The organism is Paraburkholderia caribensis (assembly GCF_002902945.1).
Lineage (GTDB): Bacteria > Pseudomonadota > Gammaproteobacteria > Burkholderiales > Burkholderiaceae > Paraburkholderia > Paraburkholderia caribensis.
On the sequence record NZ_CP026103.1, the window covers coordinates 603900 to 627466 of the forward strand.

The 23567-nt window shown below is 63.0% G+C and carries 22 protein-coding genes and 1 pseudogene; 11 read left to right on the top strand and 12 right to left on the bottom strand.

The genetic code is table 11. The annotated features are described in order from the left end of the window. Positions 1–24 precede the first annotated feature (24 nt). The 8 genes from C2L66_RS32160 to C2L66_RS32195 all read right to left on the bottom strand — a co-directional run bounded on the left by C2L66_RS32160 (position 25) and on the right by C2L66_RS32195 (position 7000). Complete coding sequence (locus C2L66_RS32160) at positions 25–1239, bottom strand: YbfB/YjiJ family MFS transporter (RefSeq protein WP_060607435.1); 1215 nt, start codon at positions 1237–1239, stop codon at positions 25–27. 127 nt (positions 1240–1366) lie between these two features. Further along, on the bottom strand, positions 1367–2077 hold the full coding sequence (locus C2L66_RS32165; protein WP_054931859.1) for an SDR family NAD(P)-dependent oxidoreductase: 711 nt from the start codon (positions 2075–2077) through the stop codon (positions 1367–1369). 117 nt (positions 2078–2194) lie between these two features. Then, on the bottom strand, positions 2195–3121 hold the full coding sequence (locus C2L66_RS32170; protein WP_060607439.1) for a LysR family transcriptional regulator: 927 nt from the start codon (positions 3119–3121) through the stop codon (positions 2195–2197). Between the two features lie 94 nt (positions 3122–3215). Further along, on the bottom strand, positions 3216–4043 hold the full coding sequence (locus tag C2L66_RS32175; protein WP_082433879.1) for a serine hydrolase family protein: 828 nt from the start codon (positions 4041–4043) through the stop codon (positions 3216–3218). Between the two features lie 40 nt (positions 4044–4083). Next, complete coding sequence (locus tag C2L66_RS32180) at positions 4084–5106, bottom strand: M23 family metallopeptidase (protein WP_082670479.1); 1023 nt, start codon at positions 5104–5106, stop codon at positions 4084–4086. Between the two features lie 299 nt (positions 5107–5405). Continuing rightward, positions 5406–6026, bottom strand: coding sequence for a ubiquinol-cytochrome c reductase iron-sulfur subunit (gene petA / locus C2L66_RS32185; protein WP_060607442.1), 621 nt, complete (start codon positions 6024–6026; stop codon positions 5406–5408). Then, on the bottom strand, positions 6023–6478 hold the full coding sequence (locus tag C2L66_RS32190; protein ID WP_060607445.1) for a carboxypeptidase-like regulatory domain-containing protein: 456 nt from the start codon (positions 6476–6478) through the stop codon (positions 6023–6025). The genes petA and C2L66_RS32190 overlap by 4 nt, the downstream gene beginning before the upstream one ends. A gap of 303 nt (positions 6479–6781) precedes the next feature. Beyond that, positions 6782–7000, bottom strand: a complete 219-nt coding sequence (locus C2L66_RS32195; RefSeq protein ID WP_060607448.1) for a DUF3563 family protein — start codon at positions 6998–7000, stop codon at positions 6782–6784. A gap of 268 nt (positions 7001–7268) precedes the next feature. Between C2L66_RS32195 and C2L66_RS32200 the strand changes: the two genes are divergently transcribed. From C2L66_RS32200 to C2L66_RS32210, 3 genes are all read left to right on the top strand, one after another. Beyond that, positions 7269–7664: a serine hydrolase domain-containing protein gene (locus C2L66_RS32200; RefSeq protein ID WP_060607452.1), complete on the top strand. Its 396-nt coding sequence runs from the start codon at positions 7269–7271 to the stop codon at positions 7662–7664. 42 nt (positions 7665–7706) lie between these two features. Beyond that, a complete protein-coding gene (locus C2L66_RS32205) occupies positions 7707–8945 on the top strand; it encodes an MFS transporter (protein WP_060607456.1) in 1239 nt (412 codons plus the stop codon). 481 nt (positions 8946–9426) lie between these two features. After that, on the top strand, positions 9427–10245 hold the full coding sequence (locus tag C2L66_RS32210) for a flagellin domain-containing protein (protein ID WP_035995499.1): 819 nt from the start codon (positions 9427–9429) through the stop codon (positions 10243–10245). Positions 10246–10431: 186 nt separating this feature from the next. On the opposite strand, the gene C2L66_RS32215 is transcribed toward C2L66_RS32210, so the two are convergent. Further along, positions 10432–11028 (bottom strand): nitroreductase family protein, encoded by a 597-nt coding sequence (locus tag C2L66_RS32215; protein WP_054931866.1) that lies wholly within the window; start codon positions 11026–11028, stop codon positions 10432–10434. 261 nt (positions 11029–11289) lie between these two features. Between C2L66_RS32215 and C2L66_RS32220 the strand changes: the two genes are divergently transcribed. The 4 genes from C2L66_RS32220 (at position 11290) to C2L66_RS32235 (ending at position 15101) form a co-directional block, all read left to right on the top strand. Continuing rightward, positions 11290–12786 (top strand): MFS transporter, encoded by a 1497-nt coding sequence (locus C2L66_RS32220; protein WP_060610350.1) that lies wholly within the window; start codon positions 11290–11292, stop codon positions 12784–12786. Positions 12787–12899: 113 nt separating this feature from the next. After that, positions 12900–13145: a hypothetical protein gene (locus C2L66_RS32225; RefSeq protein WP_060607467.1), complete on the top strand. Its 246-nt coding sequence runs from the start codon at positions 12900–12902 to the stop codon at positions 13143–13145. 31 nt (positions 13146–13176) lie between these two features. Further along, a complete protein-coding gene (locus C2L66_RS32230; protein ID WP_054931868.1) occupies positions 13177–14007 on the top strand; it encodes a CmcJ/NvfI family oxidoreductase in 831 nt (276 codons plus the stop codon). A gap of 182 nt (positions 14008–14189) precedes the next feature. Continuing rightward, a complete protein-coding gene (locus C2L66_RS32235) occupies positions 14190–15101 on the top strand; it encodes an alpha/beta fold hydrolase (RefSeq protein ID WP_054931869.1) in 912 nt (303 codons plus the stop codon). A 104-nt stretch (positions 15102–15205) separates the two neighbouring features. Here C2L66_RS32235 and C2L66_RS32240 read toward each other — a convergent pair whose 3' ends face one another. From C2L66_RS32240 to C2L66_RS32250, 3 genes and pseudogenes are all read right to left on the bottom strand, one after another. After that, entirely contained in the window at positions 15206–15961 is a 756-nt protein-coding gene (locus C2L66_RS32240; RefSeq protein WP_060607469.1) for an ABC transporter ATP-binding protein, read from the bottom strand. Further along, positions 15958–16824 (bottom strand): ABC transporter permease, encoded by an 867-nt coding sequence (locus tag C2L66_RS32245; RefSeq protein WP_060607472.1) that lies wholly within the window; start codon positions 16822–16824, stop codon positions 15958–15960. Before C2L66_RS32245 ends, C2L66_RS32240 begins: the two co-directional genes overlap by 4 nt. A 53-nt stretch (positions 16825–16877) precedes the next feature. Then, positions 16878–17908, bottom strand: a pseudogene (locus C2L66_RS32250) (aliphatic sulfonate ABC transporter substrate-binding protein). Positions 17909–18172: 264 nt separating this feature from the next. On the opposite strand from C2L66_RS32250, the gene C2L66_RS32255 reads away from it, so the two are divergent. The 4 genes from C2L66_RS32255 (at position 18173) to C2L66_RS32270 (ending at position 23383) form a co-directional block, all read left to right on the top strand. Then, positions 18173–19357: an acyl-CoA dehydrogenase family protein gene (locus tag C2L66_RS32255; protein ID WP_060607475.1), complete on the top strand. Its 1185-nt coding sequence runs from the start codon at positions 18173–18175 to the stop codon at positions 19355–19357. A gap of 172 nt (positions 19358–19529) precedes the next feature. After that, on the top strand, positions 19530–20780 hold the full coding sequence (locus tag C2L66_RS32260; RefSeq protein WP_060607478.1) for an SfnB family sulfur acquisition oxidoreductase: 1251 nt from the start codon (positions 19530–19532) through the stop codon (positions 20778–20780). A 3-nt stretch (positions 20781–20783) separates the two neighbouring features. After that, positions 20784–22022: an SfnB family sulfur acquisition oxidoreductase gene (locus C2L66_RS32265; protein WP_060607485.1), complete on the top strand. Its 1239-nt coding sequence runs from the start codon at positions 20784–20786 to the stop codon at positions 22020–22022. Beyond that, positions 22022–23383, top strand: coding sequence for an LLM class flavin-dependent oxidoreductase (locus C2L66_RS32270; RefSeq protein WP_060607487.1), 1362 nt, complete (start codon positions 22022–22024; stop codon positions 23381–23383). Before C2L66_RS32265 ends, C2L66_RS32270 begins: the two co-directional genes overlap by 1 nt. The last annotated feature ends 184 nt before the right edge of the window (positions 23384–23567 follow it).

Here is a 23567-nt window from a genome sequence, read left to right on the forward strand (position 1 = left end):
TTGTTCAGGTATGGCAGGAAAGGCTCAACCGTTCTCCGGGCTTCCGCGAAGCGCGGCGAACAGGTCCACGGACAGCGCAAGCGCAAGCGCCGCCGCGCCGATCGCGAACAACATCCGGTAGTTGCCGCCGTTCTGTGTGAAGAGGAACGACATGCCGTATGCAGCACCTGCCTGCAACACCGCGAAACCGGTCGTGGCCGTGCTCCAGGCGCCTTTTTGCGCGGCAGGGTGATGCGCGAGCAGTTCGTTCACGCGGCCGAGCGCGAGCGGCACGATGCCCGGCACGGCCGCGCCCATCAGCACGCTGGACGCGATCAGCTGCGCGGGACTCGTGCCCGTCAGCGGCAATACGACCGCGACGATCTGTATCACGAATGCGACGCGCAGCGCAGGGCGGAAGCCCGCACGGTCGGCGAGGTGTCCGCTCAATAACGGCCCGGCGATTGCGCCGAGGCCGAACAGTACCCAGTATTGCGCGCCCGTATCGAGCCCCTTGCCGAGTCCGCGCGATACGAAATCGACGAGAAACAGCATGTGGGGAACGAGGCCGATTGCGTTCAGTGCGTACTCCGCATACAGCGCGCGTAACGTGAAGCCGCTGTGTGTTCTGCGCTTCGCGTGATGCGCGGGCGTTGCATGTGCATGGGCATCGTGCTTCGGCCAGCCGTTCCATGCTGCGACGGTCAACAGCAGCGCGATGGCTGCGAGACCGAGCCACGTTTGCTTGACGCCTTGAAGCAGCAACAGCGGAACGAGCGTCCCGGATGCCGCAATGCCGAGGCCGATGCCTGCGAAAATCGCGCCGCTCACGAGGCCGCGGCGCGATGGCGGCACATGCGCGAGCACAGTCGGCGCGGCCAGCACCATGAGCGCGCCGCCCGAAAGACCCGACGCGAAGCGCCACACGAAGAACCACGCAAACGACAACGGAAAGGCGCAGGCGACGAAGGCAATCGTGGCCAGCAGCATCATCGCGCGCAATACGTGCGTTGTACTCGCGCGCTTCGCGAGATAGCCGCCGAGCAGCGCGCCCGCCAGATAGCCGCCCAGGTTTGCAGCGCCAAGATACGCGGCTGTCGATGCCGCAAACCAGTGCGCGTCGATGATGGCGGGAAGAAGCGGCGTGTAGGCGAAGCGCGCGAGGCCGATCCCGACCAGACTTGCGCTCGCGCCCGCCACCGTGCCACGCGTGATGTTGAAGACGGGTGGCTTCGTGATCCGGATAGCTGTGTCCTGCATTCTTATCTCCGTGCTGCTGTCGCTACTGCTGGCTGCGACTCCTCGACTAAAACGTTGATTTTAAAAAATACTACGGCATCCAAAATAATAAATATCGAGGCATGTCATACGGTCAATCTCCGATCTTTCAGGAACCGACGTTACTGCCGCCGTCGACGTGCAGTATCTCGCCCGTCACGAAGCCCGCCGACTCCAGATAAAGCACGGCTTCCGCAATATCCGTCACTTCACCGAGGTGCCCGATTGGATGAAAACGTGCGAGTGCTTCGTGCCGTTCGCGCGGGTGCATCGGCGTTTTGATCACGCCTGGCGCGACTGCATTCACGCGGATGCCGAGCGGTGCGTACTCGATTGCCAGCGATCGCGTCACGGCATTCAGCCCGCCTTTGGTCAACGCGGCCATTGCCGCGGGCAGTCCGGCGCGCGGCCGGTCGACGAGGCTTGCCGTGATGTTCACCACATGGCCGCTGCGTTTCTTTTTCATCTCCGTCAGCACGCGCTGCGTGATATGAAAGAAGCCGTTGACGTTGGTCGCCATGACGGCGTCGTAGTCTTCGGGCGTGTAGGCGTCGAAGGGCTTCGCGATGAAAATGCCGGCGTTGTTGACCAGCGTGTCGATCCGGCCAAAGCGCTCCAGCGCGATGGCGACGATCTGCTGTGCGGTCTGCGCGTCGGCGATGTTGCCTGGCACGGCGGCAATGTCTGGATCGTCGCCGGGCTGGATCGAGCGCGACGTCGCGACGACGCGGAAATTGCGGTCGCGGTACGCTTTGACCAACCCCGCGCCAATGCCCTGCGACGCGCCCGTCACGATCACCACTTTCTGTTCGGCACCCATGCACCTGCTCCTTTATCCCGTTGGGCCGCGCGGCCCGATGTCGATGGAGCAAGTCTAGATTGAGTCGAACGCAGAGAGAATCCACGTCTGGCGGCAGACATTCTTCCGCCGGGCGGTTCAATGGGTGTCGGTGATACGCTGTAACTGCTTGAAATGCCGGCGCAAACGCGGCGTGGCGAAATCGACGAAGGCGCGCACTTTCGGCACCGACAGGCGGCCGTGCGGCGTCAGAAGATGAACGGGCAAGGGCGCGTGCTCGCTGTCGCGCAACACGATGCGCAGTTGGCCGTCCTTCACCTGCTGCGCGATGTGATACGAGAACATGCGTGTGACGCCGCGTCCTTCGACGGCGGACGCCACGGCGGCGTCGATACTGTTGACGATCAGGCGCGGTGCGAAATGAACGACTTGCGCGATGGTGGAGCCTTCGGCGGGTGGAAAGCTCCACGAGTCGACGCCGAAGTGGGTCATCGAAATGATCTGATGCTGTTCGAGGTCCGCGGGCTCGCGAATCTGCGGGTGCTTTGCCAGATAACGCGGCGACGCCGTGACGACGCGCCGCACTTCGCCCACGGGAATCGCGATCAGCGTCGAATCGGGCAGATGCGCGATGCGCAACGCGACGTCGATGCCTTCGTCAACGAGACTGACGGGGCGGTCGAGCATGTGCAGGCGCACGGATACGGCGGGGTATTCGTCGATGAAGTCGTCGAGGATCGAGCGCAGCATGTCCTGGCCTGCCGCGACGGGCGCAGTGATGTTCAGCAGGCCGCGCGGCGCGGAACGCTCGCCCGCGACCAGCAGGTCGGCTTCTTCCAGATCGGTCAGGATGCGCCGGCACGCCGCCGCATAGCGTTCGCCCGCCTCGCTGAGCTTGATCGTGCGGGTGGTGCGATGCAGGAGCGGCGAGCCCACGTGCGCTTCGAGAAAGGCAATGGCGCGACTCACCGCGGCGGGCGAACGGCCGAGCCGGCGGCTTGCGCCAGCCAGACTGCCTTCGTCCAGCGTCGCGACGAACACCTTCATTGCGTCGATGCGGTCCATGATGAATTGCCCGGGAAATCGCCGGCGAGGCGACGTTGCCCGGAAGTGTACAGCGGCGCGTCTGTTCTGGCCCTTCAGAGGCCGCGCGATGCGTCTACTGGCGCTGCGCGGTGACGAGCCAGCGGCGCAGAGTGGCCGCGTCCTGGAAGTGCGCCTGTGCGTTGGGATCGCCGAGCAGCACGATCAGCACGGGATGGCCGCGCACCATCGTGACGATGATCAGGCAGTGCCCGGCTTCGTTGGTAAAGCCGGTTTTCTGCAATCCGACTTGCCACGATGCGCGATGCACGAGCGGGTCCGTGTTCCGGTACATCAACGGGCCGTCGCCGCCCAGCACCAGCTTCTGATGAGCCGTCGAATACTGCCGGATGACCGGGTAGCGATACGCGGCGCGCACGAGGCGCGTGAGATCGCGGGCCGTCGATACGTTGTGCGGCGACAGGCCCGTCGGATCGACGAAATGACTGCGCGTCATATGCAGACGCTGGGCCGTGTGGTTCATCGCGCGCACGAAGCCGGGCCGCCCGCCCGGATAGTCGCGGCTCAATGCAAACGCCGCGCGGTTTTCCGAGGACATCAGCGCAATATGCAGCAGCGTGCTGCGCAACAGCAGCGAATGAACGGGCAGGCGCGAGCGCGACCATTTCAACCGGTCGACGTCGGCATCGGTGATGCGCAGCGGTTTGATCATCGGGCGCTTCGCGTCGAGCGCGACCATCGCCGTCAGCAGCTTGGTCAGCGAGGCGATGGGCCGGCGTTCGTCGGCATGTTTCGCGTAGAGCGTGCGGCCCGTCGTCATATCGATGACGATGGCGGCGCGTGCCTGCACGGCGGGTTTGAAGGCGGCGCGCTTCGCGTGCGCAATCGCGGGCACCATGCTCGCGATCAGCAAAAGCATGAGGAACAGATGAAGTTTCAGCACGTCGGTCGGGGGTTGGTTGCGAATGAATGGATGCGCTCGCTCAAAGCAGCGCGGCGAGACGGTCGGCTTCCTTCGCGAACTGCGCGCGTTCGGTCGCATCCAGCGGATCGTTGCCGGGAAGCGCGACCGTCAACGGGTCCTTCGGCACGGAATCGACGTGCACCTCGTAGTGCAGATGCGGACCCGTTGCCCAGCCCGTCGAGCCGACATAACCGATCACCTGGCCGGGATGCACCTGCGCGCCCCGATGCAGGCCTTTCGCGAAGCGCGACAGGTGCGCGAACACCGTCTGATACGGCGGCGGATTGCGCAACACGACCACCTTCCCATATCCCGTCTGCCGTCCGATGAACGCGACCGTGCCACGCGCCGTCGCATGCACGGGCGTGCCGGCGGGCGCGGCGAGATCGACGCCGTCGTGGCTTTGCCAGCGGTGCGTCACGGGGTCGAGCCGACGCAGCGAGAAATCCGACGACACGCGCTCATAGGCGAGCGGATAGCGCGTGAACGCAGGCGCCGTGCTTGCGCCATCCTTTGTGTAGTAGAACGGCTTGCCGTCCAGCTTGCGATACAGAAACAGATCGTGCGAGGTGGTCGCCGTTGCGATGCGCACGGCGAGCGGTGTGCCTGTCGAAGACGCGGGTCCGGGTTGTTCGCCTTCCGGCGGATCGACGATGAGGCTGATCGTGTTGCCGGGCTTCAGATCGCGACGAAAGTCGATCTCGCCGGAGAATGCACGCGCGAGCAGGGCGGTGGTGTGGCCATCGAGACCAAGACGCTGCGCCGCTTCCGCAAAGCTGCTCTTGACGGTCGCCGATCTGACGACGGGTTGCGGCGCGGCCTCGACAGCAGAGGCCGCTGATGCAGGCTGCGCACGATGCGTCGTATCGGCGGCCGGGCGGTTCAGCGATGCCGATTGCGCGTCGGGCGTGTCGTCCAGATCAGCGGCATGCTTCGCGCGATCCGGTGAAAAGATCAACGCTGCGCAAACGGAGCTGAGCGCGCACGCCAGAATGACTTTGCCACTACGCGCCGACGGCGCAACGAATGCGGGTAAGGGCATGATCGAAAAAGCAGAGCGAGGGGTACGGCGAGGGCGATTGCGCGAAGCGGAGCATGCATGCGCGATCGCGCTGACAGACGCGTTGCGTCCAGGTGAGGAGAAGAAGCGGGTGTTGCCGTTATTCGAGCTGCAAGCAGAGCGCAGTAAAAATGACGGCAAACCTGAAGGGCATTTCAAGCGGCATGTAAAAAGTGCGGCGAGGCGGCCTTGCAGTGACAGGCGACGGAGCGGACACCATAGCGGCCGACACTTAAACGAATCTTAAAGGGGCCGTTGACGAACATCAAAACTGCGCGCGATCAGGCTTCGCCCTGTTCGTCTTCGCCGATCACGACAACATGCGCGGACTCGAAACGATAGCGCGGCACGTCGAGATTCTGCGGCGCGGGTTTGTCCTTGAACACGCGGCCAGCGAGGTCATACGTCGAGCCGTGACATGGGCAAAGAAATCCGCCAGGCCAGTCGTCGGGAAGACTCGTTTGCGGGCCCGGCTGAAAACGCGGGCTTGGCGTGCAGCCGAGATGCGTGCATACGCCGACCACCACGAGCAGATTGCCATGCTCCGTGCGCGAGCGAAGCTCGTTGTTGCAGTAGGGCGGCAACGGCATCGAGAAGGGCCGTGTCGTGTGCGGGTCGGCGACGAGCGGATCGGCAGCGCGCACGTCGGCGAGCATGGCTTCGGTGCGATTGACGATGAACACGGGCTTGCCGCGCCATGCCGCCGTCAGCATGTCGCCGGGCTGCAAGCGGCTGATGTCGACGGACACGGGCGCGCCCGCCGCCAGCGCCGAGGCCGATGGTCTGAACGATTCGACGAACGGCGTGGCGACGGCTACGCCCGCCATGCCGCCCGCCACCGATGTCGCGATCATCCATCGGCGGCGCGCTTCGTCGACGGGCGCGTCCGCGTCGGCGCTCATGAGGTGCTCCCTTCGGCGGGCGTCGGCCATACGAACATTGCGCGGACGTGGCCCGACGATTTGACGTCGACGACGCGCTGCTGGGTCTTGCCGTCGTGGCTCGCAGTGACCGTGTAGCGCCCATCCGGAAGCGATGCGAGCATGAATGGTCCGTCCGAAGTCGCATTCAGGAGTGTCTTGCCATTCATGTCGGCGATATGAACGGGAACGTCGGCGAGGTACTCGTTTCCGTGACGCGTCGCGCCTGTGAATTCGAGTGTGAGCGGATAGGTGTGCATGACCTCCTTCAGCGCAGCCGATTGATCGCTGCCGACGCCACCCGAAAGATACGCGACCGCGCCCTGCTGATGAAGCGGCGGCAGATTCGCGGGCGCCGCAAAAGCGACACTGGTTGCGGATTGCGCGAACACGAGCGCGACAGCAACGAGACCTGCCTTGGTGAATGTGTTCATGACGGTTCTCCATCTTGAAGATCAAAGCCGTTCATTGCAGATGCTTTGGAACGGACAGCGTGGAACGCGTGATGCCCGGAGACGTTCAACGAACGTATCGTCTTCGTCCAGGCCGGTGAGTGCCGGACCGGAAGCATTGCGAACGCAACCTTGCCCGTCGATAGACCGGTCGGGTGCGCGCAGACGAAGCGCGCAAACGCGTGTGCACAACGCGACATCGCAAGGGTTTGAGATTCAAGGCATTCACGATGCAACCTCAAAGTCTTCGTGTCTGCAATGTAGGCGGCGCGAATTAAAAGAGAATTAAAGCGCGTGCACTAGCCCATCAGTTCGGAAATCTCGATCAGGTTTAGCTGTGACAGCCTGGTCTGCCGCCTCGATCTGCCGCATGCGGCGTTCGAGTTCGAAGATATCGGCGGACGACGAGAGATACGCATCGCGGCGGTGGTGCTCGGCGCGGTCCAGCAGTTCTTCTGTGCGGTCCAACAGTTCGAAGATGATGCGGATGAAGTATGCGAACATGGGTGCTCCTGTTGCGTCGGTTCTCGCACAACCCTGTGCCGAGCGTGCCATTTCGCAGAAGTCCTTATCGGGCGGTCTTGCGCGTTATCCAGATGCCGCCGGAGGAGGCGAAAGTGTTCGGATAGAACCCACTTTCGCCCGGCAACAGTTTGCTTTCACGTGCTTCCATGCGGATAACGGTTTCGCGGAGGCGGCCGTATTCGACGGCACGCCTTGATGCGTGCAGAAAGCCGGTTCATGAACATTCGAGGCAAGGAGAATCCGATTGATGCCGCTGGAAAGACTCGAAGGCTTCGACGACCACGTCGCTTCGCTACTGCAGCAATGGAACGCGCCCGCTGTCGGCGTCGCTGTCGTCGTCGGCGACACACCTGTGCTGACGCGCGGATACGGCTTTCGCGACTATGACAAGCGCTTGCCGTTCGATGCGTCGACGCTCTTTCCCATCGCGTCGAACACGAAGCTGTTCGTCGCGCTGGCGGCGGGCATGCTCGTCGACGAAGGCAAGCTCACCTTCGACAAGCCGCTTTGCCAGCATCTACCGGAACTGCGGTTTCATGACGATATCCAGCGCGTGATCGCGTGTTTCGCATGGCATCCGCGCCGGGCTCGACCTTCGAGTTCACCGAGCGCGACGGACAGTTCGTCTCGCTCGATCAGATGACAGGGGCAGGGCGTTTCATTTTTCGCAAGGTGTAACGCGTATATGGACGAGCGTCCCGCTTCCGCTGACAAGCCGGCATCCGGCCCGTCCCGCGTCGGCACCCTGCGGCAGATACCCGGCGGCGTCTGGGTGTTGGGTTGCGTGAGCCTGTTGATGGACATCTCATCGGAGATCGTTCACAGCCTGCTGCCGATGTTTATGTTGGCGGGCCTCGGCGCAAGTGCAACGACGATCGGCTTGATCGAAGGCATCGCCGAGGCCACTGCGCCCATCGTCAAGGTCTTCTCCGGTGCGCTCAGCGATTACCTCGGCAATCGCAAATGGCTCGCTGTCGCGGGTTATGGACTCGGCGCGCTGAGCAAGCCCTTGTTCGCGATAGCGCCGACCCTCGGTCTCGTCGTGACGGCGCGCGTGATCGACCGGATCGGTAAGGGCATTCGCGGCGCGCCGCGCGATGCGCTGGTCGCCGATATCACGCCGCCGCCGCTACGCGGGGCCGCGTTCGGCTTGCGGCAGTCGCTCGATACAGTGGGCGCTGTTCTCGGGCCGTTGCTCGCGGCCGCGATCATGCTGACCTGGGCGAACGACTTCCGGCTTGCGTTCTGGCTGGCCGTCATTCCTGGCGCGCTGGCCGTCGCGTTGCTGGCGGCCGGCATCAACGAACCCGCGCGCCAGGCCGGCGCGAAGCGTGTCAATCCGATCCGGCGCGACAGCATGCGCCAACTGGATGACGCGTACTGGTGGATCGTCGCAATCGGGGCCGCGTTCGCACTCGCGCGCTTCAGCGAGGCGTTTCTCGTGCTGCGTGCGCTGGACAGCGGCGTGCCCGTCGCGCTGGTGCCGCTCGTGATGGTCGCGATGAACGTCGTGTATTCGCTCTCGGCCTATCCGTTCGGCAAGCTCGCGGATTCGACGAGTCATGTCAGGCTGCTGGTTGGCGGGCTGGTGATACTTGGCGTGTCCGATGTCGTGCTTGCGTATGCCGTTCACTGGAGCCTCCTGCTCGCGGGCGTCGCGCTGTGGGGCCTGCATATGGGCATGACACAAGGGCTGCTCGCGACGATGGTGTCGCACAGCGCGCCCGCGCATTTGCGCGGCACGGCGTTCGGTCTGTTCAATCTCGCGAGCGGACTGGTGACGCTGATTTCCAGTGTGATCGCGGGCGCTTTGTGGGACACGATAGGCGCGGCTGCGACGTTCCATGCGGGCGCCGTGTTTTGCGTGGTCACGATCGTCCTGCTGCTCGCACGTCCCGCACGACGCATCGAGGCCCGCAGCTAAACGGCGCGCGAGAAAGGGGCTTGCGTCGCCTCGCCGTGAAATATGTTGGCCAACCCCGCGCGGCAAACGACAGGTTGTCTGCATGAAAGATTCGCGGACGCAATGGCAACCGGACTGTCAGTAAAAGTTATTACCGCGTCAGCGATAAACGAGGTTTTACCGATTACCCCTTTCATGAAGCTATAAAGCTTGCATAATTATTCGTAACATTAAAATTAGAGAGGTTCTCTTTGTAATGCCGGTTAATGGAAATGGAAGAAGTATGAATTGATTAAAAAATGTCAATATATATCAATAGGTTGTAGTGTTGTTGAGCGGTATTTCCGCACCGCAATTCCGCATCGTTCTTAAACGGAAATTAACTGAAGAAACCTAAAGCAATATTTAGAGCCGTCGTAAACCCCGTCGAGTGGCGGCGCGAAGTACCGGATAGACCGCATTGCCGCTCATGTCGATCTTTCCAGAACCGAAAGGGGTTGAAATGCTTAACATCAATACGAACATCATGTCGCTGACGGCGCAGAACAACCTGGAGGGTTCGCAAAACGCGCTCTCGCAGGCCATCAACCGTCTGTCGTCCGGCAAGCGCATCAACACGGCCGCTGACGACGCAGCGGGTCTCGCGATCGCGACGTCGCAAACGGCATCGATCAATGCGTTGACGCAGGGGGCCGCAAACGCGAACAACGGCATTTCGATGGTGCAGACCACGAACGGCGCGCTGCAATCGATCGTCGACAACCTGCAGCGCATCCGTCAGTTGGCCGTGGAAGCGGGCGACGGCTCGCTCGACTCGAACGCGCTCGCCAATCTGCAAGCAGAAGTGTCGACGCGTCTGACGGAAATCACGCGCGTTGCACAACAGACTACGTTCAACGGTCAGGCCGTGCTGAACGGTGTCGGCTCGGTCAACTTCCAGATCGGCGCGTTCAACGGCCAGCAGATCACCGCGGACTTCGGCACGCAAAGCTGGGACGCGAACTCGCTGGGCATCAGCGGCTTGAGCGTGGCGACGGCTTCGGGCGCGCAAGCGGCCATGAGTTCGATCGATAACGTGCTGACGAGCGTCAACACCTTCCAGGCGACCCTCGGCGCGACGCAGAACACGTTCCAGGCCGCCATTTCGACGACGCAAACGGAAGCGACCAATATGAGCGCCGCCGAATCGCAGATCACCGACGCGGACTTCGCAACGGAAACAGCGAACCTGTCGAAGGCCCAGGTGTTGCAGCAAGCTGGTATCTCGGTACTCGCGCAAGCGAACTCGATGCCGCAGCAGGTGCTGAAACTTCTGCAGTAACGGCAGCGTGCATCCTGTGCTGGGCGAGCAGGATGCACGGTGTCCGCCTGGCAGATCGTCTCTGCGTTCGCCACGGCATGCCTCATCCGCCTAAGGTCTCGAAGGTTCGAGCGACGGATAAAGACGTACGAGCATTGCGTCGAAGGCGTCTCGACAAGAATCGCGAAGACGTGCTCGCGCTCGCGATCAGAACACGAACTGTCCCTCTGCGGCAAACGTGGAGAGCGGATTGCGCGGACTCGGCGTTTCGCGCTTTTGCAGTCCTTCAGGCAGTGAAGACTTGTCGCCGGGGCGGCCGATCGCGATCGCCGCTTCGACGGCATAGTCGTCGGGAACAGCCAGTTCGGCACGGATGCGCTCGCGGTCGATGCCGGCAAGACCATGAGCCTTCCATCCGGACAAACTGGCCTGCAGCGCGAAATAGCCCCATGCTGCGCCCGTATCGAATGAATGGGACGCCAGCGCGACCTCGTCGGTTGCGCCCGGCGGCGTGAATGTCCGTTTCGACAGCACGATCAGAATGGCGGCGGCATGTTGCGCCCAGCCCCGGTTGAACTCGTTGAGAAAGCCGAGAAAGCGGGTCCAGTGCTCCGTATCGCGCCGTGCATAGACAAAGCGCCACGGCTGCGAGTTGTACGAAGAAGGCGCCCAGCGTGCCGCTTCGAGGAAGGTCAGCAGCGACGCTTCCGGAAGCGTGTCTTGCGCGAAGGCGCGCGGCGACCAGCGCTCCAGAAATTGTCTGTCGATGGGATGCTCGGCCGTACGTGAATTGGATGAAGTCATGATGGTGATGTGTCGCGTTTGCTGATCGGAGTTTCGTGCGTGAATCGGGATATTCCGGATCACGACGTTAAGTGGCTATACGTGCGGATCCAAACAATGTTTGCGCATATCGAAAGCATCAATCGTCGATACGCAACGCGCACAGCGCGAAGCGAAGCGCATCGTAGCAACGTCAATTTGCATATATTCAATCGTCGTTTGGAAGACGCGATGGGCGTCGCTAGCATGCAGGAACTTCTGACTTCCTGTTCGACATCCATCATGTCTACCGTCGCTATTCCAACCACTGCGCTGGACTCGTCCGTTGCGCACGACACCACGCGCCCAGCCGTCATCCGGTCCGCGCAGGATGTCTCCCGTATCGTCAATGCAGGCGCGGTGAAGGGCAGCAATGCGCGCATCGTCATCGCGATTGCACTAGGCGGGGTGTTTCTCGATGCCTATGATCTGACCTCGCTTGCGTACGGCATCAAGGACATCGCGAAACAGTTCGCACTGTCGCCCGTGCAAGTGGGCTTCGTATCGTCGGCGATTACGTTCGGCGCGATTCTCGGCGCGTTGTTCGGCGGCTATCTGACGGATCGGATCGGCCGCTATCGGGTGTTCATGGCCGACATGCTGTTCTTCGTCGTCGCCGCGATTGCGGCCGGTCTCGCGCCAAACGCATGGGTGCTCGGCGGCGCGCGCTTCCTGATGGGATTCGGTGTCGGACTCGATCTGCCCGTTGCGATGGCGTTTCTGGCCGAATTCTCGCGTGTGGCGGGCAAGGGCAACAAGGCGGCAAGCGTCGCGGCGTGGTGCCCCGCGTGGTATGCCGCGACGAGTACATGCTATCTGCTGATTCTCGGTTTGTACGCGATCCTGCCCGAGCACCAGCTCGGCTGGCTGTGGCGGCTGACGCTCGCATTCGGTGCGGTGCCCGCGATCGTCATCATTCTGGTGCGCAGCCGCTATATCAGCGAATCGCCTGTGTGGGCAGCGAACCAGGGCGACCTGGAAGGCGCTGCGCGCAGCCTGAAGCGTTCGTATGGCGTCGATGCCGTCGTCGAACGGACCACGGCGCCCGTCGCACAACCGCGCCGCGCTTCGTGGCGCAACTACGGCGTGCTGTTCAACGCCACCTACCGCCGACGCACGATACTCGCGGCCGTGATCGGCAGTGCGTCGTCGTTCGGTTACAACGCGATCATCTTTGGCTTGCCTGTCATCATCACGAGCTTTTTCGCGCAGGGACCGCTGACGACAATCGTCGCATCGCTCGCGCTCAATCTGTTGTTCGCGTTCGTGGGCGGGCTGATCGGCGTGCGAACCGCACCGACGGTCGGCGCGTGGAAAATGACCGTGCTCGGTCACTCGCTGCAATTCGCGTCGTTGATCGGACTCGCGCTGATCGGTCGTCCGGGCGGCACGGCGCTGGTGGTGGCGGCGATTCTGCTATTGGGCGGTTATCTGTTCGGGCAAGGATTCGGGCCCGGGTCGCATTCGATGACCTACGCGTCGCTCAGCTACCCGACTTCACTGCGCGGTATCGGCGTGGGGTTCAATCAGACGCTCGTGCGCACGGCATCGACGATCTCGCTGTTTCTGTTCCCGGTGCTGGCGGGCGCGCTCGGCACGAAGGTGTTCTGGGTCATCGCCATTGCTCCGCTGACGTCGCTGCTGGTGCTGCTCGCGATCCGCTGGGAACCGTCTGGTTACGATATCGACGGCGAGGACTATGCAAGCCTGCCGACCGTGACAGGGCGGGCGGACGCCTGAGGGCCGGTTCATCCATCGGCGGTGCGTTGCAAAGCATTGCACAAATGCTTGTTTGTGCAATGCGCCGCCACTGACTAGATTCGATGAATATGCCATGAGCAGGAGGATGCATCATGTCGATGAACCTCGCATCGTTTTATCGTCAGGCCATATTTCATCCGTTCCAGGCTGTCCGTCATCGGTTGCAGGCGCGCTCCGCCTACGCCGCCGAAGCACGCACGGGCCCGCAGCCGGAGCACTCGCCGCGCGATGCGGGAGAACGCCTCGAGCGTATCGCCGTCTATGCGCGTGCGGGCTACTTCAATATGGGCTACACGTTCGAGATGTTTCATGTGATCGGCGAAATAGCGCCGGACTAGTTGAGCCGCGCGCTTGCATGGAGCGTAAGCAATGAGCGATATCGTCGTCGAACAGCCAGCCGTTGTCGAAGCCGCGTTGAACTATCTCGTCGCGACGGGAGAAAAGCCCGCCACGTATGCGTATGAGCCGCCTGCAGGCGAGCCGCAGCGCAGCGGCGTGTATCGAACGCAGCGCGTGAGCATCGTCAATGCGCGCGTGTCGCCGCCGCCGGGTGGCCTGTCGCTGGACCGCAATGGCTTCGAGCTGCGGCAGCACGCGAGCGCGCTCAGCGACTTCTCGGACCCTGCCGCGATCGAACGGGTTTACTACCCTGAGGCCGAAGCACTGCTCAAACGCTGGACGGGCGCGAAGCGCGCCGTCATCTTCGATCACACGCTTCGCGACGGCCAGGCGGCGCGAGCGAGCGGTGTACGCGAACCTGTCAAATTCATTCACAACGATCAGACATTCGTCTCGGGTCCGCGCCGCGTGCGCGATCATCTGCCGCCGCATGAAGCGCAAGCATTGCTGAAAGGCAGGGTGGCGATCGTCAACCTGTGGCGTCCTGTCGGATCTACGGTCGAGTCGTCGCCGCTCGCATTGTGCGATGCGCGCAGTATCGCGCTGACCGATCTCGTGCCGTCGGATCTGATCTATCCGGACAAGGTCGGCGAGACGTATGCATTCGTTTTCAATCCGCGGCACCGCTGGTACTACTTTCCGTTGATGACGCCGGAGGAGGTCCTGCTGCTGAAAATCTACGATTCCGCGGGCGACGATATCGCACGGCTGACGGCGCATACCGCATTCGACGATCCGTCGTCGCCGCCCGATGCCAGGGCGCGCCGCAGTATCGAACTGCGCTCGTTGCTGTTCTTCTGAGCTTGCGCGAGCACCCAGACGACGTCGATCATCCGTCGCTAACCTCGTTCACGACCTGCAGCGTGTGGACGTCGACGACGCCACCCCGCAAAACAAAACCACCACGATCGCTTAAGCTTCGTCTGGCGCGTCGGTGTGTTCGTTCCGTTCGAGTGCCTGCCGCGTCGCATAAGGAGGTGTCCATGACGCATGGCAATGCTCAGCCTGCCGAAAGCAGTTTTTTCCCCGGCTTCGCAAGACTCGACGTTGATACGGATGACGTGTCGTTCAGTGGCGTGACAGGCGGCTCCGGCCCGCCCGTCGTGCTGTTGCATGGCTATCCGCAAACCCACATCGCGTGGCGAAAAATTGCGCCGAGGCTCGCGCAATCCCACACGGTCATCGTGCCCGACTTGCCGGGATACGGCGACAGCCGCACGCGAAATGACCAGCCGCGATGGACCAAACGGCGCGTTGCACAAGCGCTCGTTGGCTTGATGGATCGTCTGGGGCATGAACGGTTCGCCGTGGCCGGGCATGACCGTGGCGCGCGCGTCGGATACCGGCTGGCGCTGGATCACGCCGCGCGCGTAGCCGCCTACGCTTCGCTGACGGTCATCCCCACGCTGGACGCGTTTGCGGATGTGGATAGAACCTTCGCGCTGAATGCGTGGCACTGGTTCTTTCTCGCGCAACCTTTCGATCTTCCGGAGCGCATGCTCGACGCGGACCCCGACGCGTTCATCGATGCGGCACTGTCGAAGATGGCAGGCGGACTCGACGCGATCGACCCGCTAGCACTCGATGCCTATCGCGCCGCGTTTCGCAAGCCCGAAGTGCGTCATGCCATCTGCGAGGACTATCGTGCCGCGACGGCAGAGGACCTTCAGTACGACACCGCCGATTTCGCGGCAGGGAAGAAGCTCGCATGCCCAGTACTGGTGCTGTGGAGCGAGCGGGAGCAGAGAGCACGAAAGACGCTGCCCATCGACGTGTGGTCGAAATGGGCCGCGCGCGTGACGGGACAGGCGCTGCCAGGCGGTCATCTGCTGCCCGAGGACGCGCCGGACGAGGTGCTGTCAGCGCTAGTGCCGTTTCTTGCCGAAGCATGGTAGCTATCTGACATGTGCTGGGGGCCATGCGTCCTGGCCGCTGCGATAGCCGGAAGCGCCCGTCGTCGTGCATTGCGCGGTTCAGGATGCGGGTCCGCCCGACACGATCAGATCGGCGTTGACGCGATACCGTCCAGCAGCGTATCTCGCAGTGCGTCCATCGCGGGATCGCGGAGATTTCGGGGCCGTGGCGCGGCGACGTGAATCTCGCGCGCGATGTGGCTTGGCCCGTCATTGCCCGGCGGCGACAGCAATAGAACACGATCGGACAGAAGAAGCGCTTCGTCCAGATCGTGCGTGACGAGCAGGATGGTCGTTTCGTGCGAGTGCGCGAGCGCAAGCAGGACACGCTGAAGCCGCGAGCGCGTGATGGCGTCGACGGCGCTGAACGGTTCGTCGAGCAACAGCAGGTCTGGTTCCCCGAAAAGTCCGCGCGCGAGGGCGACACGCTGGGCCATGCCGCCCGACAGCTGTTTCGGCAACGCGTCGCGCACACCCGACAGACCCACTTCCGCCAGTAAGGTATCGACGCGCGGATCGTGTCCCTGCCGAGGGCCGGCGGCGAACGCGACATTGTCGGCCACACTGAGCCAGGGCAGCAGCCGTGGCTCCTGAAAGATCATGCCGATCCTGTCGGATGGGCCGCGCTGCGAATGCTGGTCCAGCAGCACAGTACCTTCCGAGTGTCTGTCGAGGCCTGCAATGGCCCGCAGCAGCGTGCTTTTTCCACATCCGCTCGGGCCGACCAGACTGACGATCTCGCCGCGTGCCAGTTCGAACGACACCTGTTCGAATACCGTGCGCGGCCCGAAGCGCCGCGCGAGGCCGCGCACTTGCAGCAAGGGGACGGAATGCGGGCTCATGGCGCGTCTCCCGAGACGTGGCGCGCATCGCGCCAGGACAACACGCGCGTTTCGATCAGCTTGAACGCGCCGTCGCTCAGTTTGCCGAGCAACGCCAGCAGCAGGATGGCGCCGAAAACGAGATCGGGTCTGCCCGTCTCGCGGCCGTCGCTGAGCAGATAGCCGAGGCCGCGCGTTGCGGCGATCAGTTCGGCGGCGACCATGAACATCCACGCAAGGCTCAGTCCCGTGCGCAGTCCCGTGAAGATCTGCGGCATCGACGCGGGCAGCAGAATGCGCGTGAACATTGCACGCGGCGTCAGCCGGTTGAGTTCGCCGAATTCGATCAGCTTGCGGTCGACACCGTGAATGCCGGCGACCACGCTGAGTTGCACGGGAAAGAACGCGCCAATCGCGATGAGCGTGATCTTGGGCGCTTCGTCGATGCCCATCCACAGCAGCAGGATCGGCACCCATGCGAGCGAAGGAATCGCGCGCAGTGCCTGAAACGCAGGGTCGAGCAACGCATCGACGCGGCGGCTCAGTCCCATCGCCGCGCCGATCAGCAACGCGAGCGCCGAGCCGAGTGCGAAGCCCGCATACACCCGCGCGACGCTTGCGCCGATGTGTCGTGCCACGCGTGCGCCGCCGAGATCCCACAGCGTTTGCGCGATCGTGCTGGGAGCCGGGACGAGATGCATCGGCAGCACGGACGCGCGCACCAGCGCTTCGATCAACGCGAGAAAGACCACGGGCAACAAATACCCTGCGTAGCGCCATAAGCGCATGGCGTCGCGGGGCTGTTTGCGCAATGTACGTTCGCTTGCGGCCCGCGCGTGTGAATCGCGCGTGTCGAGCGCGAGTGTCGGTTCAGTGGCGGCCATGATTCAAGCCTGCGCCAGTGCAGGTTGCTCGCATGAGTGGAGTTGCGGGCGAATCATTTTGCGCCATTGCTCGCGATGACAGGCTGCGCGATTTTCGGATCGATCAGCGCGTCGATGACCTGATTGAGATCGGTGCCGCTTTTCACCAGCTGTTCATCGACGAGAATCGGCGCCGCTGCCTTGAGCGCAGTGATCTGTTGCACGCCGGGCTGCGGATGGCTGAAGTCGTTGCGGCTCAGTTGCAGCTTCGCGACCGCGAGCGAAACCTTCGATTCCTCCGAGACGATCTTCGCCGTGTCGTCGGGATGCGCGGCAATCCACTCGCGTGCTTTTTCATAAACCTTCAACACGCGGGCCAGTTGCTCCGGATGCTCGCGGATGAAGTCCTCGCGTGCATTGAGCAGGCCCCACGTGTTGAAATCGACATTGCGATAAAGCAGGCGCGCGCCATCGTCGATCTGCGCGGCGGCCATGTGCGGATCGAGCCCCGCCCACGCATCGACCTGGCTGTTCGCGAGCGCCGTGCGGCCGTCCGGATGCTGCAGATTCACGATTTCCACGTCGTCGCGCGAGAAGCCCACGGTGTGCAGCGCGCGCAAGGTGAAGAGGAAAGGATCGGTGCCCTTGGTGGCGGCAATCTTCTTGCCTTTGAGATCGGCGAGACTCTTGATGGGCGAATCCTTGCGCACGACGAGGGCCGTCCATTCAGGCCGGGAAAACAATACACCGCACGGATCGGATTGCCGTTTGCCTTGCCGAGCACGGCGGCGAGACCCGCTGTCGAGCCGATATCGACCGCGCCGCTATTCAGATACTCGAGTGCGCGGTTGCTTCCCAGGCTCAGTACCCACTTGACCTGCGTATGATCGGCGGCGAACTCCTGTTCCAGCCAGCCATTGCGTTTGATGACGAGGCTTTCCGGCGAGTAATACGCGTAGTCGAGCTTCAGTTCGGCGAGCGGCGCGGCCTGCGTGCTCCCGAAATAGCACAGCGCCAGCGCGGCGGCCGCCGTCGTCATGATGTTGCGCAGAACGTGTGCGCGGCGCGCGCGTGCGAAGAATGCAAAGCCCCGAACCGATGCCATCGATTGTCCTTATGGTCACGTGTGATTTGAGCTTCAATGTAACGAAGCCGATCGCATCTGCGAACCAATTAAAGTTCAGAATCAAAGCAGTCCTGGCGCTATTGCAGAAGCGGATTTCTGTTTTAGCAGACAATGTGGTGCATCATTCGCAGTGGCGGTTCGGGTGTTAAGAAGAAATTCGCATAAGCATTCAAGCACTCGTTGGTAGGTCTTGTCGTCGTGGCTTTCTTAAACTTGCCCGTTATCTTCTCGACTCTGCATACCATGTCAGCACACGTTGAATCCAATCCCGCTTCGCCGCTCCAGGCCGCGCAGGCGCTTGCGCAGCAACTTGCCGCGAGCGCAGTCGAACGCGATGAAAGGGGCGGCACGCCCAAGGCCGAGCGCGACGCGATCCGGGCGAGCGGCCTGCTGTCGCTGTCGATTCCCCAGCAATACGGCGGAACGGGCGCAAGCTGGGCGCAGACGCTCGATGTCGTCAGGACCTTCGCGCGAGTCGACAGTTCGATTGCGCATGTGTTCGGATTCCATCATCTGCTGCTCGCCACCGTGCGGCTGTTCGGACGGCCGGATCAATGGGAGCCGTGGTTCGAGCAGACCGCGCAGAAGGACTGGTTCTGGGGCAACACGCTGAACCCGTTGGATACGCGCACCGTGGTGCAACGCGTCGACGACGCCTACGAATTCTCCGGCAAGAAGAGCTTTTGCTCAGGGGCACTGGATTCCGACATGCTGGTCGCGTCGGGGCTGGACGCCGTCAGCCGAAAACTACTGATCGCGGCAATACCCACTTCCCGTTCGGGCATCACGTTGAATCACGACTGGAACAGCTTCGGGCAGCGGCAAACGGATAGCGGCAGCGCGCTCTTCGAGCATGTGCGCGTGGCAGAAAGCGAGCTGCTGCTGGAGCCTGGCCCATTGAGCACGCCGTTCGCGTGTCTGCGTCCGTTGTTGGCGCAATTGATTTTCACGCAAATGTTCCTCGGCATCGGCGAGGGCGTGTTTGCGGAGATGAAGCACTACACACGGAACGAATCGCGCCCCTGGTTCAAGTCGCCGGCGGAGCAGGCCAGCAAGGACCCCCATACGCTGCGCCACTACGGCGAGTTCTGGGTCGGGCTGGAAAGCGTCCGTTTGCTCGCCGGGCGCGCGGTGCAACTGTTCGACGAGGCCTGGGCGCGCGGCGCGGAACTCGACGAGACAACGCGCGGACACGTCGCCGTTGCAATCGCGACGGCCAAAGTTGCCGCCACGCGCATCGGTCTCGATCTGAGCACCCGCCTGTTCGAGGTGGCGGGTGCGCGCGCCACGCACGGCGCGCTGCGGCTCGACCGGTTCTGGCGCAATCTGCGCACGCAAACGCTGCACGATCCCGTCGACTACAAATTGCAGGAACTGGGCGAGTGGGCAGTCAACGACGAACTGCCCACGCCATCGTTCTATTCCTGAAGTGTCGATGCTGCCGTCCGTGTTCGAAAACCGGAACCTGTCATAAGCAATGTCAAATTCGATAGTAGGCCAGGCTCGCCTGGGCTGATCCAATACAGGATTGGCCCTGTCCGCAGCGAGCCGCGACGGTTGCGTCGCGAGCGTAGGGCTTTACCCGTTCGTATGAGCCACCATGTCTACAGTCGACTCCTCCCTGGCCGCAACGCAATTGCCGCAGCGGCCGGACCCCGCGCGCGTGAAGCGCATCGCCGACGATTCCGGGGCGCTCGCAGCCGCCCATGCGCTAGCGGCTCTCTTCGCACGCGGTGCGGCTGAGCGCGATCGCCAGCGCATTCTGCCTTGGGCCGAACTCGATCTTTGGTCCGAAAGCGGACTGGGTGCGATCACGGTGCCGGCTCAATACGGCGGCGCAGACGTATCGTTCGCGACGCTGGCCGAAGTGTTCGTGATTCTTTGCAGCGCAGATCCTGCGTTGGGCCAGATTCCGCAGAATCATTTCGGCGTGTTGGGTGTGTTGCGTGAAATCGGTACGCCGGCGCAGAAAGCGCGCCTGTATGGCGAAGTGCTGACGGGTCATCGGCTCGGCAATGCGGGCCCCGAACGGCGCTCGGCCGCTGCGTCCACGGTGTTGCAGGGCACGACGCGGCTGCGCGCGACAGCAGACGGGCTGCGTCTCGACGGCAAGCGTTTCTATTCCACCGGCGCGCTGTTCGCTCACCGTGTGCCCGCGCGTGCGACCGACGATGCAGGACATGCCGTCCAGGTCTGGGTGCCGCGCGACGCGCCGGGTCTCACGGTGATCGACGACTGGAGTTCGTTTGGTCAACGCACGACGGCGAGCGGCACGGTGATCTTCGACAACGTAGCCGTCGATCCGCAGGATGTGCTGCCGATCTGGCAGCTCGCCGACCGTCCCGGCCTGTTCGGGCCGACGTCGCAGCTGATCCAGGCAGCCATCGATCAGGGCATTGCCGAGGCAGCGGTAGCCGATGCCCTTGCCTTCGTGCGCGAGCGTGCGCGGCCGTGGATCGATTCGGGTCTGGAGCGCGCGACGGACGATCCCTACATCATCGCCGACGTCGGCCGCCTGCAGATCGAATTGCACGCCGCACGCGAGGTGTTGCTGGAGGCAGGCCATACGCTCGATGCCGTCGCTGCCGCGCCCATCGATGCCGAGGCCAGCGCGCGGGCGTCCGTTGCGGTCGCGGAGGCCAAGGTGCTGACCACACGCATTGCCCTCGAAGCAAGCGAGAAGCTGTTCGAGCTGGCGGGTTCGGCCTCGACTCGTGCCGTCCATCAACTCGATCGTCATTGGCGCAATGCGCGCACACATACGCTGCACGACCCGGTGCGCTGGAAACTGCATCTGCTGGGCAACTATCACCTGAATCATGTGCTGCCTGCGCGGCATTCGTGGAACTGAAGCATGAGCCTCGATATTTCTGAAGAGACGCGCGATACCACGCGCACGGGTCGGGTGATGCCCGACCGCATTGCCGACGACGCGCACGCGCTGCGTATCGCAAAGCAACTCGCTGAGGCGTTCGCCCCCGATGCAGCGTTACGCGATCGCGAGCGGCGGTTGCCGTGGGCCGAGCTTGACGCGTTCGTGGCGAGCGGGCTGTGGGGCATCACCGTGCCGCGCGACTTCGGCGGCGCGGGCGTGAGCAGCGGGACGCTCGCGGAAGTGACCGCGACGATTTCCGCGGCAGACGGCTCGCTCGGCCAGATTCCGCAAAATCATTACTACGCGCTCGAAGTGCTGCGCGTCGGCGGCAGCAGCGAACAGCAGCGCTTTTTCTACGATCGCGTACTGGCTGGCGAGCGCTTCGGCAACGCGCTCGCCGAAACCGGCCACAAGGACTTCAAACGCCGCACGCGGCTGGCGCGCACGGCGGCCGGATGGCATATCGACGGCCGCAAGTTCTATTGCACGGGTGCACTGTACGCGCACTGGATTCCCACGCTGGTGATCACGGAGGAGAAAGGGCGCGACATCACGTGGCTCGCTTTCGTGCCGCGCGACGCCGACGGCGTCGAGGTGATCGACGACTGGGATGGCTTTGGTCAGCGCGTCACGGGCAGCGGGTCGGTGCAGTTCAATCACGTGCGTGTCGAGCCGGAATGGGTCGTTCCGTTTCAGGCATCGTTCGAGCGTCCGACGACGATCGGACCGCTCGCGCAGATCATTCACGCAGCGATCGATCTCGGCCAGGCGCGCGGCGCGTTCCAGGCCGCATTGCAGTTCGTGCGGGAGCATTCCCGACCGTGGATCGACGCAAAGATTGCGCGCGCCGCCGACGACCCGCTGACCATCGCGCAGTTCGGCGACCTCGCAGTGCGCCTGCGCGCGGCGCAGGCATTGCTGCGCCGCGCGGCACGCTTTGTCGATGCCGCGCAGGCCGGGCCGACGGAGCGCTCGGTGGCGCAGGCATCGGTTGCCGTCGCGGAGGCGCGTGCGCTCACCACGACCGTATCGCTGGATGCGGGCTCGCGTCTGTTCGAACTCGCCGGTACTTCCGCGACGCTCGATGGTCTGGGGCTCGACCGTTTCTGGCGCAATGCCCGCACGCATACGCTGCACGATCCGGTGCGCTGGAAGTATCACGCGGTAGGCAACTACTATCTCAACGACACGCTGCCGCCCCGGCATGGAGCCTTGTAATGGCGAGGAAACAGATTCTGCTCAACGCGTTCAATATGAATTGCGTGGGTCATATCAACCATGGGTTGTGGACGCATCCGCGCGACCGGTCGACCGACTATCGCCTGTTGCCGTACTGGACCGATCTCGCTCGCACGCTGGAGCGCGGATTGTTCGATGGTCTGTTTCTGGCCGACATCGTCGGTGTGTACGACATTTATCAGCGCAACGTCGACGTGACCTTGCGCGAGTCGATCCAGTTGCCCGTCAACGATCCCTTGCTGCTTGTTTCGGCGATGGCTGCCGTGACGGAGCACCTGGGCTTCGGGGTGACCGTCAATCTCACTTATGAACAGCCGTATCTGCTCGCACGCCGTTTCTCGACGCTCGATCATCTGACACAAGGGCGCATCGGCTGGAATATCGTCACGGGGTATCTCGACAGCGCGGCGCGCGCGATGGGGCTGAGCGAGCAGCTTCCGCACGACGAACGCTACGAGCGCGCGGACGAATATCTCGAAGTGCTCTACAAGCTGTGGGAAGGCAGTTGGGAAGCGGATGCCGTGCGGCGCGACAAGGGCGCGCGGGTGTATGCCGATTCCGCGAAGGTGCATAAGGTTCGGCATGCGGGGCGATACTACGACGTCGAAGGCTACCATCTTGCGGAGCCGTCGCCGCAACGCACGCCTGTGCTCTTTCAGGCAGGGAGTTCCGGGCGTGGTCAACGTTTTGCAGCGCGTCATGCCGAATGTGTGTTTATTTCGCCGCCGAACCGGAATGCTGCGCGAGAAACGGTGAAGGCGCTGCGAGAGCAGCTTGTGCTTGCCGGGCGCCGGCCGGACGACGTTAAGGTGTTTGCCGGAGCGGCCGTTGTTGCGGGCACTACTGAGCGTGAAGCACGTGAGAAGTATGCGGACTATTTGCGATATGCGAGCCGTGAAGCGGGGCTTGCGCATTTTGCTGCCAGTACTGGCATTGACTATGCGCAATACGATCTTGACGAGCCTGTCGATTATGCGCCTGGCAATGCCATCGAGTCCGCGACGCGGACGGCGAAGCAGCATGGGTGGACGCGGCGGAAGTTGCTCGAGATGTTCGAGTTGGGCGGCAGGTATCCGGCGATTGTGGGCAGTGCGGCGCAGGTCGCGGATGAGTTGCAGGGCTGGATCGAGGAGACGGGGATTGATGGCTTCAATCTGAGCCGGACGGTTGTGCCGGAAAGCTATGAGGACTTTATTGATCTCGTTGTGCCTGAGTTGCAGAGCCGGGGTCTTTATAAGACTGCGTATGGGGATGGGTCGTTGCGGAACAGGCTGTTCGGGGAGGGGGATTGTTTGCCTGCGCGGCATGCGGGGGCGGGGTTTAGGAGGGGGGCGGCGTAGTCGTTGCCGTTTGGTGTTTTTTTTTTGGCCTTTTCGGCCTTTGCGCTGGCATCTGCGGTTTGCTTTTGCTTTTGCTTTCGCTGGCATCCGCGAATTGTTAGCGTGCTCCACGCGTCGCCCCTGTGCGGGGCGGCACCTACTTTTCTTTGCCGCCGCAAAGAAAAGTAGGCAAAAGAAAGCGGCT

Coding starts and splice junctions, on each gene's coding strand:
- C2L66_RS32160 (WP_060607435.1), bottom strand. CDS start 1,239: ATGCAGGACACAGCTATCCGGATCACGAAGCCACCCGTCTTCAACATC.
- C2L66_RS32165 (WP_054931859.1), bottom strand. CDS start 2,077: ATGGGTGCCGAACAGAAAGTGGTGATCGTGACGGGCGCGTCGCAGGGC.
- C2L66_RS32170 (WP_060607439.1), bottom strand. CDS start 3,121: ATGGACCGCATCGACGCAATGAAGGTGTTCGTCGCGACGCTGGACGAA.
- C2L66_RS32180 (WP_082670479.1), bottom strand. CDS start 5,106: ATGCCCTTACCCGCATTCGTTGCGCCGTCGGCGCGTAGTGGCAAAGTC.
- petA (WP_060607442.1), bottom strand. CDS start 6,026: ATGAGCGCCGACGCGGACGCGCCCGTCGACGAAGCGCGCCGCCGATGG.
- C2L66_RS32190 (WP_060607445.1), bottom strand. CDS start 6,478: ATGAACACATTCACCAAGGCAGGTCTCGTTGCTGTCGCGCTCGTGTTC.
- C2L66_RS32195 (WP_060607448.1), bottom strand. CDS start 7,000: ATGTTCGCATACTTCATCCGCATCATCTTCGAACTGTTGGACCGCACA.
- C2L66_RS32200 (WP_060607452.1), top strand. CDS start 7,269: ATGCCGCTGGAAAGACTCGAAGGCTTCGACGACCACGTCGCTTCGCTA.
- C2L66_RS32205 (WP_060607456.1), top strand. CDS start 7,707: ATGGACGAGCGTCCCGCTTCCGCTGACAAGCCGGCATCCGGCCCGTCC.
- C2L66_RS32210 (WP_035995499.1), top strand. CDS start 9,427: ATGCTTAACATCAATACGAACATCATGTCGCTGACGGCGCAGAACAAC.
- C2L66_RS32215 (WP_054931866.1), bottom strand. CDS start 11,028: ATGACTTCATCCAATTCACGTACGGCCGAGCATCCCATCGACAGACAA.
- C2L66_RS32220 (WP_060610350.1), top strand. CDS start 11,290: ATGTCTACCGTCGCTATTCCAACCACTGCGCTGGACTCGTCCGTTGCG.
- C2L66_RS32225 (WP_060607467.1), top strand. CDS start 12,900: ATGTCGATGAACCTCGCATCGTTTTATCGTCAGGCCATATTTCATCCG.
- C2L66_RS32230 (WP_054931868.1), top strand. CDS start 13,177: ATGAGCGATATCGTCGTCGAACAGCCAGCCGTTGTCGAAGCCGCGTTG.
- C2L66_RS32235 (WP_054931869.1), top strand. CDS start 14,190: ATGACGCATGGCAATGCTCAGCCTGCCGAAAGCAGTTTTTTCCCCGGC.
- C2L66_RS32240 (WP_060607469.1), bottom strand. CDS start 15,961: ATGAGCCCGCATTCCGTCCCCTTGCTGCAAGTGCGCGGCCTCGCGCGG.
- C2L66_RS32245 (WP_060607472.1), bottom strand. CDS start 16,824: ATGGCCGCCACTGAACCGACACTCGCGCTCGACACGCGCGATTCACAC.
- C2L66_RS32255 (WP_060607475.1), top strand. CDS start 18,173: ATGTCAGCACACGTTGAATCCAATCCCGCTTCGCCGCTCCAGGCCGCG.
- C2L66_RS32260 (WP_060607478.1), top strand. CDS start 19,530: ATGTCTACAGTCGACTCCTCCCTGGCCGCAACGCAATTGCCGCAGCGG.
- C2L66_RS32265 (WP_060607485.1), top strand. CDS start 20,784: ATGAGCCTCGATATTTCTGAAGAGACGCGCGATACCACGCGCACGGGT.
- C2L66_RS32270 (WP_060607487.1), top strand. CDS start 22,022: ATGGCGAGGAAACAGATTCTGCTCAACGCGTTCAATATGAATTGCGTG.